The following is a 12,725-nucleotide window of genomic DNA, read 5'->3' as shown; positions in this document are numbered from 1 at the left end:
GGCCGTCAGGCGTTCCGTACGGCGTCCGCGCCCTGGAGCCCGAGCAGCTCGACCGACCGCGCCCGCATCTCCACCTTCCTGATCTTCCCGGTCACCGTGAGCGGGAACTCCGTCACCACGCGCACGTACCGGGGGATCTTGAAGTGCGCCAGCCGGCCGGCGCAGTACTCCCTGACCCGCTCGGCCGTCAGCGGCTCCGTGCCCGGACGCATGATCACCCAGGCCATGACCTCCTCGCCGTACCGCTCGTCGGGCACCCCGATGACCTGGACGTCGGCGATGTCGGGATGCCCGTAAAGGAACTCCTCGATCTCGCGCGGATAGACGTTCTCGCCGCCCCTGATGATCATGTCCTTGATCCGGCCGACCACGTTCACGTAGCCGTCGTCGTCCATGGTGGCCAGGTCCCCGGTGCGCATCCACCGGGCCGCGTCCACGGCCTCTGCCGTCTTCTCCGGCTCGTCCCAGTAGCCGAGCATGACCGAGTACCCGCGCGTGCACAGCTCGCCCGGCTCGCCCCTGGGCACGGTGAGCCGGGTCTCCGGGTGCACGATCTTCACCTCGACGTGCGGCATCACCCGGCCGACCGTCTCGGTCCTGCGGGCCAGGTCGTCGTCGGACCTGGTCATCGTGGACACGGGTGAGGTCTCGGTCATGCCGTAGCAGATGGCGACCTCGCGCATGTTCATCTCGCCGACGACCCTCTTCATCACCTCCACCGGGCAGGGCGAGCCGGCCATGATGCCCGTGCGCAGCGACGACAGGTCGAACTTCGCGGCGAGCGCGAGCTCGGCGATGAACATCGTCGGCACCCCGTACAGGGACGTGCACCGCTCCTCCTCCACCGCCCGCAGCGTGGCCTCGGGGTCGAAGCCCGGCGACGGGATGACGATGCAGGAGCCGTGGGAGGTCGCGCCCAGGTTGCCCATGACCATGCCGAAGCAGTGGTAGAAGGGCACCGGCAGGCACACCCGGTCCTTCTCGGTGTAGTGGATCAGCTCGCCGACGAAGAAGCCGTTGTTGAGGATGTTGTGGTGCGACAGCGTCGCGCCCTTGGGGAAGCCGGTGGTGCCGGAGGTGTACTGGATGTTGATCGGGTCGTCGGACGACAGCTCCGCCGCGCGGGCCGCCAGCTCCGCCGGATCCGCCTTGGCGGCGGTCAGGGTGTCCCAGCTCGGGTCGTCCAGGTGGACGACGTCCGTGAACCCGATCTCCTCGACCATGGCCCGGTAGTCGCTGCCCTTGTGCGCCAGGGCGCTGATCAGCAGGCGCATGCCCGACTGCTCCACCACGTACCTCAGCTCGTGGGTGCGGTAGGCCGGGTTGACGTTGACCAGGATCGCGCCGATCTTGGCGGTGGCGTACTGGACGATCACCCACTCGGCCCTGTTGGGCGCCCAGATGCCCACCCTGTCGCCCTTCGCGACGCCCCTGGCCAGCAGGGATCTCGCCAGGTCGTCGACGTCGGCGTTGAGCTGCGTGTAGGTCCACCTGCGGCCCGCGGGAACGTCCACGAGGGCTTCCCGGTCGCCGAAGCGGGCCACGGTGCGTTCGAGGTTCGCGCCGATGGTCTCGCCGAGGAGCGGGGTGTCGGCGGTGGCGCTGGAGTACGACAGCATGCCCACAGTGTCAGTCGCCCTCCGGCCCGCGCACCAGACCCCGGCCGCGACGCGCCGCGAACACGAGCGCCACGAGCGCCGCACCCGCCGCCCCCACGATCCGCCGCTGCCAGGCGACCCGCCGCTCCACCCGGGAGTACGGGGTCGTCGAGAACGACACCAGCTCGTAGCGCGAGACGTAGCCCGGCAGCGCCCGCTCCAGCGCGTGCTCCACCCGCTTGCCCGCCAGGAACAACCGGGAGCCGACCTTGTCGCGCATCTCCACGAAGTTGTCCAGCGCCAGCCTGGCGATCACGTCGGTGTCGGCCTTGCGCCGCTCGAACAGCTCCAGCGCCCTCGGGAAGTCGTCGCCCGCCTCGTCCAGGCAGCGGTCGAGCTCCACGCAGTCCTCGAAGCCGCAGTTGGCGCCCTGCCCGTAGAAGGGCACGATGGCGTGCGCGGCGTCGCCGACCAGCCCGACCACGGCGTCCCCGGCGCGGACGTGCCACGGCGAGCAGCGCATGGTGACCAGGTGGCCGACCGGGTTCCCGCGGTAGTCGGCGACCAGGTCGGGCATCAGCCCGAACGCGTCGGGATAGTGCTCGGCGAAGTACGCCCTGATCCGCTGCGGCGTGTCGAGGGCGGCGAGCGTGTCGTGCGGCCAGAACAGGGTGCAGGTGAACGAGCGGTCAGGGTTCGGCAGGGCGATCATCATGGAGCGTCCGCGCGGCCAGATGTGCAGCGCGCCGGGATCCATCACGAACTCGCCGTTCCCGGCCGGGATCGACAGCTCCTTGTAACCGTAGTCCAGGTACTCCTGGCTGAAGCTCACGCCGGGGAGCTGCTGCAGCCTGGCCCGCACCGCGCTGTGCGCGCCGTCCGCGCCGATCACCACCCCGGCCGCGGCCTCCTCCCCCGACTCGAACCGCAACCGCCCCGTACGCTCGTCCAGCCCGGTCAGCCGGCACCCGAACCGCACCTCCACGCCCGGCTGCGCGCTCGCCGCCTCCAGGAGCTCCCTGTTGAGGTCGGCGCGGCCGATCGAGTTGATCGCCTGCGACCGGTCGGCGCTGTACGGCTGGAAGGTCAGGGCGCCGTCGGGGGCGTGCATCATCCGGCCGGCCATGGGCAGCGCCGCGTGCAGGACCTTGCCGTCGAGGCCGAGGCGGCGCAGGGCGTCGATGCCGCGCTGCGAGATGGCCAGGTTGATCGACCTGCCGCGGTCGGGGCCGCGCTCGCGGGGGTCGGGGCGGCGTTCGTACAGGGTGACGTGGTGGCCGCGGCGGGCCAGGTAGCAGGCGAGCAGGCAGCCGACCAGCCCGGCGCCGACGATCGTGACCTCCATCTCTCCTTCGTACGGCGGGGGACGGGGGTTGTCTAGGTGAGGGCGGCGGTGATGGCCTGGGCCGTGGCCTGCCAGATCGGGGTGCCGGGGGTGATGACGTCCTGGTGGTCGCCGGGCAGCTCCAGGTACGTCACCTCGTCGCCCGCCCGGCGGGCGGCCGCGGTGTAGCGGCGGGAGAAGTCGACCAGGTTCACGTCGTCACCCCCGCCCTGGACGACGAGCTGGGGGACGCCCAGGGGGAGGCGGAGCAGGGGGGAGGAGGCGCGCAGCCCGCTTCCTGACAGGGCGTCGCCGGGGGCACGGCCGCCGCCCGGGACGCCGCCGTCTCCGGTGGCGTCGCCGTGACCGGGGGCGTCGCCGTGACCCAGGGCGGAGGCGACCGCGCCGTGGCTGAGCCAGCGGCGGTCGGCCTCGGCCAGGTCCAGCACGCCCGCCAGCGAGACCGCCAGGGCCACGCGTGCCCCGTCGGCCACGGCACGCAGCGCGAGCTGGGCGCCCGCCGAGTGCCCGGCCACGGCGATCCGGTCCAGGTCGAGCGCCGGCTGCCGCCGGGTGACCTGACCGGCCGCTCCCGGCGCTGTGCCGGAACCGCCGCCCTGACCGGCCGCTCCCGGCGCTGTGCCGGAACCGCCGCCCTGACCGGCCGCTACCGCCGATTCCCGCGCGGCGGCGGGGCCATCGCCCTGACCGGCGGCGATGACCGGTCCCGACGCCGTGGCGGGGCCGATTTCTTCGAGGGCGGCCAGGCCGGTGGCGATGTCGTGCGTGGTGGCGGCCCAGCCGTGCAGGTCCGGGCGGCGGTACTCCAGGTTCCAGACCGCGAACCCACGCCCCGCCAGGTCCGCGCAGAGCGCCTCCATGAGGTCGGCCGCCCAGATCGACCGCCAGTACCCGCCGTGGATCAGCGCCACGACCGGCACCCTGTCCTCGCTCTGCGGGAGGTACAGGTCACCCCACTGCTCCGGGGACGGCCCGTAGGCGATCCGCCGCACGTCCGGGTGGCGGGCCCGATGGACGGCGTGCCGGATCCCCCACGCCAGCCCGGCGATCCCGCGACCGTGGATGTGCCGGGCGCCCTCGACCCGGTCGAGGTCCACCGGCACCACCACCCCGGCCCCGGGCGGCTGCCTGATCAGGGTCGTGGCCTCGCTGCCCGGCGCGGGCACGACGACGACCACGGCCTCCTCGCGCATCAGGGACCTCACGTGAGCGGTGTCCCGCGCGTGGACGAGCCTTCCCCGCACCCCCAGCACGGCGAACTCGCGGCGGGCGATCTCGCCGAGCAGCCCGGCGTCCGCCACCACCCCAGGACCGACGATCACCAGGACATCACACATGGGGATACCTTAGGCCAGGTGCATGTGAAGCAGCTTCACCCGTGGCCCTCCACCGTCGCCGAGGCGGAGTCCGTCCAGGACCGGCTGCGCGGGCAGGTCGAGCTGACAGGGCCGGACACGTTCGCGCTGGTGGCCGGGCTGGACGTGCACTATCACGGGGACGACGAGCTGACGGCCGCGGTGGTGGTGCTCGACGCCGGCACGCTGGAGGCGGTGGAGGAGGTGGTGGCGCACGGGGAGGCGGCCTTCCCGTACGTGCCGGGCCTGTTCGCCTTCCGCGAGCTGCCGGCGCTGGTGTCGGCGCTCGAACGGCTCACGGTGACGCCCGACCTGCTGGTCTGCGACGGGTACGGCCTGGCGCACCCGCGCGGCTTCGGCCTGGCCTGCCACCTGGGCGTGCTGACCGGGCTGCCCGCGCTGGGTGTGGGCAAGACGCCGTTCGTCGGCACGCACGAGCCGCCCGGGCCCGGGCGGGGGGCTTGGACGCCGATCGTCCACGACGGCGCAACGGTCGGCCGCGCGCTGCGCACGCAGCGGGAGATCAAGCCCGTGTACGTCTCGCAGGGCCACCGCATCACCCTGGACGTCGCCACGGACCAGGTCCTGCGCCTGACCCCGCGCTACCGCCTCCCCGAGCCCGTCCGCCGCGCCGACCACCTGGCCCGCCACCCGTCCTGACCACCCGCCTCCGTCACGTCACCCGGCGCGCCCCACCAGGCACGGCCCACCCGGCGCGGCCCCGTCCAGGTCCTCGCCGTCCCGCCGGTCAGGCCGTGCCCCGGTCAGGCCGGTTCGTGGGTGCCCGAGGAGGCGAGAGGCGGGAGGACGGCCTGGGCGTCGGCGCCGCCGAACCACAGCCCGATCATGAACGCCGCCGTCGCCTCCAGCAGCGCCGCCCGTCCCAGGCCGCCGCCGTCCACCGGCGTGCAGCCCAGGCCGGCGACGAGCGTGCGGGCCGCCGCCAGCGCGCCGGGGTCGTCACCGCACAGCGGCACCGCCAGCGGCCTGCCGTCGAAGACCGGCGGCGTCATCCGCCACACGTCCACGTGGCACAGGTTGAACGCCTTCACCACGTGCCCTCCGGTGACGTCGCCGATCAGCCGGGCGTGGGAGCGCGTGAGGTCGTACTCCATGGGGTTGGCGTTGGTCACGTCGATGAGCGCCTTGCCGCGCAGCGCCGCCCCGGCCGCCTGGAGCGTGTCGAGCAGGCCCTCCTCCCTGACCGCGACGACCACGACCTCCCCGGACCCGGCAGCCTCCGCGAAACTCCCGGCCCGCACCTCCGCGCCCGCCCCGGCGGTCATCCGGGCCGCCTGCGCCGCGCTCCGCCCGGGGTCCCGCCCGCTCACCATCACCTCGTGGCCCGCCCGCGCCCACTGCGTGCCCAGCGCGTCCGCCATGCCGCCCGCGCCCAGAATCCCGATCCTCATGTCCGTCCTCCGTCGTGAAAGGGCTTTACTGGAACACGTGGACTCTAGGAGTCCCGACACACACCATCCGGTGCCTAACGGAGGCCCCCGTTGTTCCTCGCCGACTGCCAGGCCAGACTCGCCTTCGACCTGATGACCAACACCTGGAACGCGGTCGTCGTCTGGTCGCTGCGCCACGGCCCGCGCCGCCCGGGACGGCTGCGCGAGGAGATCGGCGGCATCAGCGTCAAGGTGCTGACCGAGACACTGCGCCGCCTGGAGTTCAACGGCCTGGTCGCGCGTCGCGCCTATGCCGAGGCGCCGCCCAGGGTCGAGTACGAGCTGACCGACCTGGGCCGCTCGCTGCTGGGCCCGATCGAGGCGTTCGGCGAGTGGGCGTTCCACCACGCGGACGAGGTCATGGCCGCGCAGGACCGCTACGAGCCCGCGCCGTGAATGTCAAGCGCATGCAACACTTTACATAAACCGAGTGTTACCGAATCACTACCCTGGGTAGCTAGTCGAGGGTTGTTCATTACCGTCACCCAGGAGGTTCCATGCTCTTCACTCCCCGCAGGATCGCCGGCGCCGCCGTCATCGCGGGCGCGCTGACGCTGCTCGCCGCGCCCGCCGCGCACGCCGTCGTCGATCCGATGATGGTCACGGAGTGCCTCACCGGCTCCGTCGGCGAGGTGACCCATCTCGTCGATCCGACCGCTCCCGGCGTGCCGGCCGAGGTGCCCGGGGTGAACTGCCTGGCACCCTGACCGCCGGGCAGAGACCACCGGCGTAGGACCACCCCTCGACGACCGGAACCACCGGTGCGGGCGGCGCGATCGGCGCGCCGCCCCGTCCCAGCAACCGAAGAGCAGCAGCAAGGAGTTCCGTTGAAGGTCCGAGTCCTGGCAGCCATCGCCGCCCTGGCGTTGGCCGGCGGCGCGCCACCACTCCATCTCGACAGTCTCGGCTCGGGCGGTCCGCCGCTCGTCAACGTGGAGACCATGGTCCAGCACGTGAATCTTCTGACGTCGTAGTGCGACTCGCGCAGCTGTCCGTGGCCGACTCGCCGGCCGGGCCACGGACGATGCTGGGGCGCGTCGGCTATGTCATGTTCCTCAGCCGCTGGATCCAGGTGCCGCTGTATCTGGGGCTGATCGTCGCTCAGGTCGTGTACGTGTGGCGCTTCCTGGCGGAGCTGCTGCACCTGGCCCACCTCGGCTTCGGCGGGCATCCGCCGGAGACGACCGTCATGCTGATCGTCCTCGGTCTCGTCGACGTGGTGATGATCTCCAACCTGCTCATCATGGTCATCATCGGCGGCTACGAGACGTTCGTCTCGCGGCTGCGCATCGAGGGCCATCCCGACCAGCCGCAGTGGCTCTCCCACGTGAACGCGAACGTGCTGAAGGTCAAGCTGGCCATGGCGATCATCGGCATCTCCTCCATCCACCTGCTCCAGATCTTCATCAACGCGGCCAGGCCCACCATCACCGACAGAGAGCTGATATGGAAAACCCTCATCCACCTGACCTTCGTCGTCTCGGCGCTGGCGCTCGCCGCGATCGATCGCATCATGGAGGGTGGCCGTCCCCAGCAAGGCACGGGCGGTGCGGAGCGGCCAGGGCAGTTGCAGCCGGAGCGGATGGCCGCCTAGGCGGTCGATGCGGCGCGTGGCGCCGCCACGGCCGGAGGCCCGGATGGGGGTGAGAAGCGCCGCCGCGGCGGGGCTCGGGGCCGTCGCACTGGCGCTGCTCTGCTGCACGGGCGCGTACGCCGCCGACGACGGCGGCGGCGCGAAGGCGGGCCCGGCGCCGCTGATCGGCGATGTGATCATCTTCAATGACGAGATCGTCGAGCCCGTCTCGCTGCCGTTGAGCACCTGCGGCGGGGTGGTCCCGCTGCTCAGCAAGTCCCCCGCCACCTGCCAGGGCGCCTCCCGCGTGTCGGACGACGACGCGTGAGCCCGCCCGTGCCCGCCCGCGGGGGTGGGCGGGCACCAAGGCGGGGACCAAGGCAGGCACCACGGCAGGCACCGACGCGAGCCCCGAAGCGGGTCCCCGCCCGGGCGCCCAGCCGGGCGGCCAGCCGGGCGGCCGGGCGGGCGGCCGGGCGGGCTCAGCGGCCGGCCAGGAGGTTCTCCAGCACCACGGCCACGCCGTCCTCGTCGTTGGACAGCGTCCGGTGCCCGGCCGCCGCCAGCACCGCCGGATGGGCGTTGGCCATCGCGTAACCGGCTCCCGCGTAGAGCAGCACCGCCAGGTCGTTGGGCATGTCGCCGAACGCCACCACGTCCCCCGACGTCACCCCCCGCTCCGCGCAGAGCCGGTCCAGCGTGACGGCCTTGGTCACCCCGGCGGCACTGATCTCCAGGATGCCCTCCATCCCCGAGTACGTGATCTCCGCCAGGTCGCCGACGGCCCCCGCCACGGCCGCGTACATCTCGTCCGCCGTGTGCGCGGACGACAGGGCCAGCAGCTTGACGATCGGCCTGTCCCCGTCGAAGACCGACTCCACCTCCAGGTAGGACGCCAGGTCGTGTTCGACCCGCCGCGTGTAGGCGGCCTCGGCCAGCACGTTCCTGCCGGTCTCGACGGCCAGGCCGACGCCGGGCAGCGCCTGGGTCAGGGCCTGGATGACCTCGCGGGCCGTCCCGGGGGCGAGAGGGCTGCTGGCGGTGATCTCGTCGGTCGCGACGTCGTACACGATGGCGCCGTTGCTGCAGATGGCGGTGCCGGTCACGCCGGCCTGCCGGGCGATCTCGACGACGCCGCGCGGCGCCCTGGCGGTGACGAGGACGATCTCGGCGCCGGCCGCGCGGGCCGCCTGGAGCGCCTGCCTGGTGCGGGCGGTGACGGTGCCCGCGGTGGTGAGGAGGGTGCCGTCGAGGTCGGTGGCCACGATGCGGGGGAAGGTTCCGGTGCTCACAGGAGCGATTATTGCGACTTATGTGGATGAATCACTCAGGAGGTGCGCGATAGGGTACGCGCGTGCCTTCCAGCCCACGCCCGGACGACCGGGTCGCCTCCGCCTTCCGGTTCGCCACCGAGCTGGTCGCGTGGGTCGCGACGCCGTGGGCGCTGGCCTCGTCCTCCGTGCCGCTGGCCGTGCTGTCGGTGATCGTGCTGATCGGGCTGCCCACGCTCTTCTCCACCCCGGGCGACAAGCGTCACGTGATCGTCGCCGTGCCGGGCTTCGTGACGATCCTGCTGGTCGCCCTGCACGTCGTGGCCGCGGTGGCGGCGGCGTGGGTGGCCTGGCACGCGTTCGCCGCCGCGCTGGTCTCCGTGCTGGGCGTGGTGACGGTGGTGATGGAGCTGCCGCGCTGGCGCTGGCTGCTGTCCCGGTAAGCGGGACCGGTCAGATGCGCAGCTCCGCGGGCAGGAGCGTGGCCGCGTCCGTGAGCTCCAGGCCCAGGAGCTGCCCGGCGTCGCCGTAGTCGAGGACGATGTCCTCCGCCACGACCTGGCGCCTCGCCTCGCCCGGCACGATCTCGTGCTTCATCGCGATGTAGGCCAGGTTCCGCGCGAGGTCCACGCTCACGTACACCGTCCGTGGCCGCCGGCCCGCCTGCTCCTCGTCCCAGGCCAGCAGGCCCTCCCTGGCCTCGTGCGAGCCGGTCACCGCCGCCCTGACCGTGATCATCGCCAGCTCGACCGCCTGCAGCGAGTCGAGCCCGGAGACCTTCCGCTCGTGCTCCCATCCGTCGAGCCCGTCGATCCGGTACGGGCACGACCACTCGCCCGTGGGTTCCTCGTAGGGCACGCCGACCGTGACCACGACGTCCCGTGGCGGATCGGTGTGCAGCGCCAGCACGCGGTGGGCGATCTCGTACATGTCTGCTCATCTACCCCCAGGGCCACTCGTGGAAGACTCCGTGAGGCACCGGTTAGGCAACGGCGGCTCGCGTACCATATCGTCGCCGGAGGACCTTTCGCCCACGGGAGCGCTGAGATGAACGAGTCGTTCGGGAGTCGCCTGCGAGCCAGGCTCGACGCGTGCGGGCCGCTCTGTGTGGGCATCGACCCGAGCCCGGCCCTGCTGCACACCTGGGGGCTCGACGACTCCCCCGCCGCGCTGGAGCGGTTCTGCCGCACGGTGGTCGAGGCGGTGGCCGACGTCGCGGCCGTGGTCAAGCCGCAGTCGGCCTTCTTCGAGCGTTGGGGCAGCCGCGGCATCGCCGTCCTGGAACGCACCATCGCCGACCTGCGCGAGGTGGGCACGCTGGTGCTGCTCGACGTCAAGCGGGGCGACATCGACAGCACGATGGCCGCCTACGCCGAGGCGTACCTCGACAAGGGCAGCCCGCTGGCCGCCGACGCCGTGACGCTCAGCCCCTACCTGGGGTTCGGGTCGCTGGAGGGGGCGATCACCTCGGCGATGGCCAACGACGCGGGCGTGTTCGTGCTGGCCCGCACGTCCAACCCGGAGGCGGCCGGGCTGCAGCGGCCCGTGGCCGGCCAGGTGCTGGCCGGAGCCGCCGCGGCGAACGCGGGGCACGCGCCCTTCGGGCCCGTCGGCGTCGTGATGGGCGCCACGCTGCCCGCGCTCGAGCACTCGCTGGACGACCTCAACGGGCCCATCCTGGCGCCCGGGCTGGGCGCGCAGGGGGCCACTCCGGCCGACGTGGCGCGGCTGTTCGGGCCCGTGCGCCACGCGGTCGTGCCGTCGGTGTCGCGGGCCGTGCTGGCCGACCCGAAGCAGGTGCGCTCCCGCACGCTGCGCTACCGCGACGAGTGCGCCGCCCACCTGTCAGGCGCCGCCGCTCAGAAGTGAGTGGCGATCCCGTACGCCTCGCGCAGAGCCGCCATGTCCAGCAGGTCGCGCTCCCTCGGGGCGTAACCCTGGTGGAAGCTCACCTGCTGGGCCGCTGACAGGCACGGCACCCGCACCCCGCCGATCTCACCGGTGACGAAGACCCCGGCCGGATAGGTGAAGGCGCCGCCGTCGTCGTCGAGCCGCTGGAGCGCGGAGCCGTCGGGCGCGAAGTGCAGCGGGTGCAGGTCCAGCTCGCGCCCTTCCGGCCCGGTCATGACGAAGCGGGCGGGCCGCCCCGGCACGACGCCCTCCGTGCGCTCGGCGTATCCCAGCGACTCCAGGGCGGCGACCACGATCGGCTCCTGCTCCACGCGGTGCAGCAGGTCGAGGTCGCCGTGCTCTCTGGTGACGCGGCCGACGAGGGCGTCGATGCCCCAGCCGCCGGCGACCCAGACCTGGCAGCCCGCCTTCCCCAGCGTCTCCAGCACGTCCAGCACCGCACCCGCTTCGAACATGACGACGATCGTAGATCAGATCACCCGATGGACGGCGGCCAGCACCGCGTGCACCGAGGCGGTCAGGACCGAGGTGTCCTGGGCCGCCCCCCAGCGGGTGGCGCCGTTCACCCTGGCCTCGACGTAGGCGATGGCCCGGCTGCCCCTCCCCGGGTCCAGGGCGTGCTCGGCGTAGTGCAGGATGTCCACGTCGATCCCGTCGCCGGCGAGCGCGGCGGTCAGCGCGGACAGCGGGCCGTTGCCGGTGCCGCTCAGGCGGCGGCCGTTGCGCAGCGTCCCGGTGAACTCGTGCGCGCCCGGGTCCGTCTCCACCGTGCTCCAGTCCGCCAGCGCGCCGATCTCCCCCGGCGCCAGGTAGGTGGCGTGGAAGAGCTCCCAGAGCTGCTCGGCGGTGATCTCCTCGCCGCTGCCGTCGGTGGCGCGCTGGACGGCCGAGGAGAAGTCGATCTGCAGCCGCCGGGGCAGCTCCAGGCCGTAGCGGGTCTGCAGCAGGTACGCGATGCCGCCCTTGCCCGACTGGCTGTTGACGCGGATGACCGCCTGGTAGCCGCGCCCCACGTCGGCCGGGTCGATCGGCAGGTACGGCACCTCCCACGGCGCCTGCTCCGGCGGCACGCCCAGGTCGGCGGCCCGCTTGGCGTGGTGGGCCATGCCCTTGTTGATGGCGTCCTGGTGGGTGCCGGAGAAGGCGGTGTAGACCAGGTCGCCCGCGTACGGGTGGCGCTCGGGCACCGGCAGGCGGTTGCAGTGCTCGACGACCCTGCGCACCTCGTCGATGTCGGACAGGTCGATCATCGGATCGACGCCCTGGGCGTGCAGGTTCAGCGCGAGCGTCACCAGGTCCACATTGCCGGTGCGCTCGCCGTTGCCGAACAGGCAGCCCTCCACCCGCTGCGCCCCCGCCAGCACGGCCAGCTCGGCGCAGGCCACGCCGGTGCCGCGGTCGTTGTGCGGGTGCACGGACAGGATCACGGCGTCCCTGCGGTCGAGGTGGCGGTGCATGTACTCGATCTGGTCGGCGTACACGTTGGGCGTGGCCACCTCGACCGTCGCGGGCAGGTTGTGGGTCACGGGCCGGTCCGGCGAGGCGTCCCACAGCGCCGTCAGGTCGTTGCAGATCTCCAGGACGTAGTCCGGCTCGGTGAGGTTGAACACCTCGGGCGAGAACTGGAAGCGGATGTCGCGGTCACCGGCGAGGCGGGCGATGTGCCCGGCGGCGTCCCTGATCATCGCGTGCAGCGCGGGCCTGTCCTGGCCGAGCACCACGTCGCGCCAGGTGGGGGCGGTGGCCGTGTAGAGGTGCACGACCACGCGGGACATGCCCTCGATCGAGGCGAAGGTGCGCTCGATCAGTTCGTGCCTGGCGGGCGTGAACACCACCACGGTCACGTCCTCGGGCACGACGCCCGGGGTGGCCAGGTGGCGGATGAAGTCGAAGTCGAGCTGGGAGGAGGAGGGGTAGCCGACCTCGATCTCCTTGAAGCCCATGCCGACGAGCAGCTCGAACATGCGGCGCTTGCGCTCGGGGTCCATCGGCTCGGCCAGGGCCTGGTTGCCGTCGCGCAGGTCGACGGGCACCCACAGCGGAGCCTCGGTGATGCGCCGCCCCGGCCAGGCGCGCCCGGTCAGCGGCACCTCGACGCGCTCGTGGGCGGGCCGGTAGCGGTGGTACGGCATGTTGCTGGGACGCTGCCGGTTCCAGTCGTACACGTGTTCTTCCCTCTCGGTCGTGACGGAAGGACCGGCAGGCACCCCGACCACCGCGG

General features: G+C 72.6%; 16 protein-coding genes. 8 read left to right on the top strand and 8 right to left on the bottom strand.

Annotated elements, in window-relative coordinates; genetic code table 11:
- Positions 1 to 5: 5 nt before the first annotated feature.
- The 3 genes from HD597_RS09665 to HD597_RS09655 are packed head-to-tail and all read right to left on the bottom strand — an operon-like array spanning position 6 to position 4,280.
- Entirely contained in the window at positions 6 to 1,619 is a 1,614-nt protein-coding gene (locus HD597_RS09665) for an AMP-binding protein (protein ID WP_253741621.1), read from the bottom strand.
- Between the two features lie 10 nt (positions 1,620 to 1,629).
- On the bottom strand, positions 1,630 to 3,018 hold the full coding sequence (locus HD597_RS09660; protein ID WP_345694482.1) for an FAD-dependent oxidoreductase: 1,389 nt from the start codon (positions 3,016 to 3,018) through the stop codon (positions 1,630 to 1,632).
- Positions 2,976 to 4,280, bottom strand: coding sequence for an alpha/beta hydrolase (locus HD597_RS09655; protein ID WP_253741618.1), 1,305 nt, complete (start codon positions 4,278 to 4,280; stop codon positions 2,976 to 2,978). The genes HD597_RS09660 and HD597_RS09655 overlap by 43 nt, the downstream gene beginning before the upstream one ends.
- An 18-nt stretch (positions 4,281 to 4,298) precedes the next feature.
- On the opposite strand from HD597_RS09655, the gene HD597_RS09650 reads away from it, so the two are divergent.
- The gene (locus HD597_RS09650) at positions 4,299 to 4,958 is read left to right on the top strand and encodes an endonuclease V (protein WP_253741616.1); all 660 of its coding nucleotides are present in this window, start codon (positions 4,299 to 4,301) and stop codon (positions 4,956 to 4,958) included.
- Positions 4,959 to 5,062: 104 nt separating this feature from the next.
- On the opposite strand, the gene HD597_RS09645 is transcribed toward HD597_RS09650, so the two are convergent.
- Positions 5,063 to 5,710, bottom strand: a complete 648-nt coding sequence (locus tag HD597_RS09645; protein ID WP_253741614.1) for an NADPH-dependent F420 reductase — start codon at positions 5,708 to 5,710, stop codon at positions 5,063 to 5,065.
- A gap of 90 nt (positions 5,711 to 5,800) precedes the next feature.
- On the opposite strand from HD597_RS09645, the gene HD597_RS09640 reads away from it, so the two are divergent.
- From HD597_RS09640 to HD597_RS09620, 5 genes are all read left to right on the top strand, one after another.
- Positions 5,801 to 6,145, top strand: a complete 345-nt coding sequence (locus HD597_RS09640) for a winged helix-turn-helix transcriptional regulator (protein ID WP_253741612.1) — start codon at positions 5,801 to 5,803, stop codon at positions 6,143 to 6,145.
- 101 nt (positions 6,146 to 6,246) lie between these two features.
- The gene (locus tag HD597_RS09635) at positions 6,247 to 6,456 is read left to right on the top strand and encodes a hypothetical protein (RefSeq protein ID WP_253741611.1); all 210 of its coding nucleotides are present in this window, start codon (positions 6,247 to 6,249) and stop codon (positions 6,454 to 6,456) included.
- Between the two features lie 120 nt (positions 6,457 to 6,576).
- Positions 6,577 to 6,723 (top strand): hypothetical protein, encoded by a 147-nt coding sequence (locus HD597_RS09630; RefSeq protein ID WP_185103138.1) that lies wholly within the window; start codon positions 6,577 to 6,579, stop codon positions 6,721 to 6,723.
- Positions 6,723 to 7,343, top strand: coding sequence for a TIGR00645 family protein (locus tag HD597_RS09625; protein ID WP_253741609.1), 621 nt, complete (start codon positions 6,723 to 6,725; stop codon positions 7,341 to 7,343). The genes HD597_RS09630 and HD597_RS09625 overlap by 1 nt, the downstream gene beginning before the upstream one ends.
- A gap of 43 nt (positions 7,344 to 7,386) precedes the next feature.
- On the top strand, positions 7,387 to 7,650 hold the full coding sequence (locus tag HD597_RS09620) for a hypothetical protein (protein ID WP_253741607.1): 264 nt from the start codon (positions 7,387 to 7,389) through the stop codon (positions 7,648 to 7,650).
- 154 nt (positions 7,651 to 7,804) lie between these two features.
- On the opposite strand, the gene HD597_RS09615 is transcribed toward HD597_RS09620, so the two are convergent.
- Positions 7,805 to 8,614, bottom strand: coding sequence for an HAD family hydrolase (locus HD597_RS09615; protein WP_253741605.1), 810 nt, complete (start codon positions 8,612 to 8,614; stop codon positions 7,805 to 7,807).
- A gap of 62 nt (positions 8,615 to 8,676) precedes the next feature.
- Between HD597_RS09615 and HD597_RS09610 the strand changes: the two genes are divergently transcribed.
- Positions 8,677 to 9,036 (top strand): hypothetical protein, encoded by a 360-nt coding sequence (locus HD597_RS09610; RefSeq protein WP_253741603.1) that lies wholly within the window; start codon positions 8,677 to 8,679, stop codon positions 9,034 to 9,036.
- A 10-nt stretch (positions 9,037 to 9,046) separates the two neighbouring features.
- Here the strand turns inward: HD597_RS09610 and HD597_RS09605 are convergent, their stop codons facing one another.
- Positions 9,047 to 9,523, bottom strand: coding sequence for a DUF6968 family protein (locus HD597_RS09605; RefSeq protein WP_253741601.1), 477 nt, complete (start codon positions 9,521 to 9,523; stop codon positions 9,047 to 9,049).
- A 117-nt stretch (positions 9,524 to 9,640) separates the two neighbouring features.
- On the opposite strand from HD597_RS09605, the gene pyrF reads away from it, so the two are divergent.
- Positions 9,641 to 10,462 (top strand): orotidine-5'-phosphate decarboxylase, encoded by an 822-nt coding sequence (gene pyrF / locus HD597_RS09600; protein WP_253741599.1) that lies wholly within the window; start codon positions 9,641 to 9,643, stop codon positions 10,460 to 10,462.
- Here pyrF and HD597_RS09595 read toward each other — a convergent pair.
- Together HD597_RS09595 and HD597_RS09590 are read right to left on the bottom strand one after the other, a co-directional pair.
- Positions 10,453 to 10,959, bottom strand: a complete 507-nt coding sequence (locus tag HD597_RS09595) for a nucleotidyltransferase domain-containing protein (protein WP_253741598.1) — start codon at positions 10,957 to 10,959, stop codon at positions 10,453 to 10,455. The genes pyrF and HD597_RS09595 overlap by 10 nt on opposite strands.
- Positions 10,960 to 10,974: 15 nt before the next feature.
- The gene (locus tag HD597_RS09590; RefSeq protein ID WP_253759297.1) at positions 10,975 to 12,636 is read right to left on the bottom strand and encodes a 2-isopropylmalate synthase; all 1,662 of its coding nucleotides are present in this window, start codon (positions 12,634 to 12,636) and stop codon (positions 10,975 to 10,977) included.
- Positions 12,637 to 12,725: the final 89 nt, after the last annotated feature.

The organism is Nonomuraea thailandensis, from assembly GCF_024172165.1.
Lineage (GTDB): Bacteria > Actinomycetota > Actinomycetes > Streptosporangiales > Streptosporangiaceae > Nonomuraea > Nonomuraea thailandensis.
The sequence above is the reverse complement of the archived record's forward strand: the minus strand, read 5'-3'. Positions and strand labels throughout refer to the sequence as shown.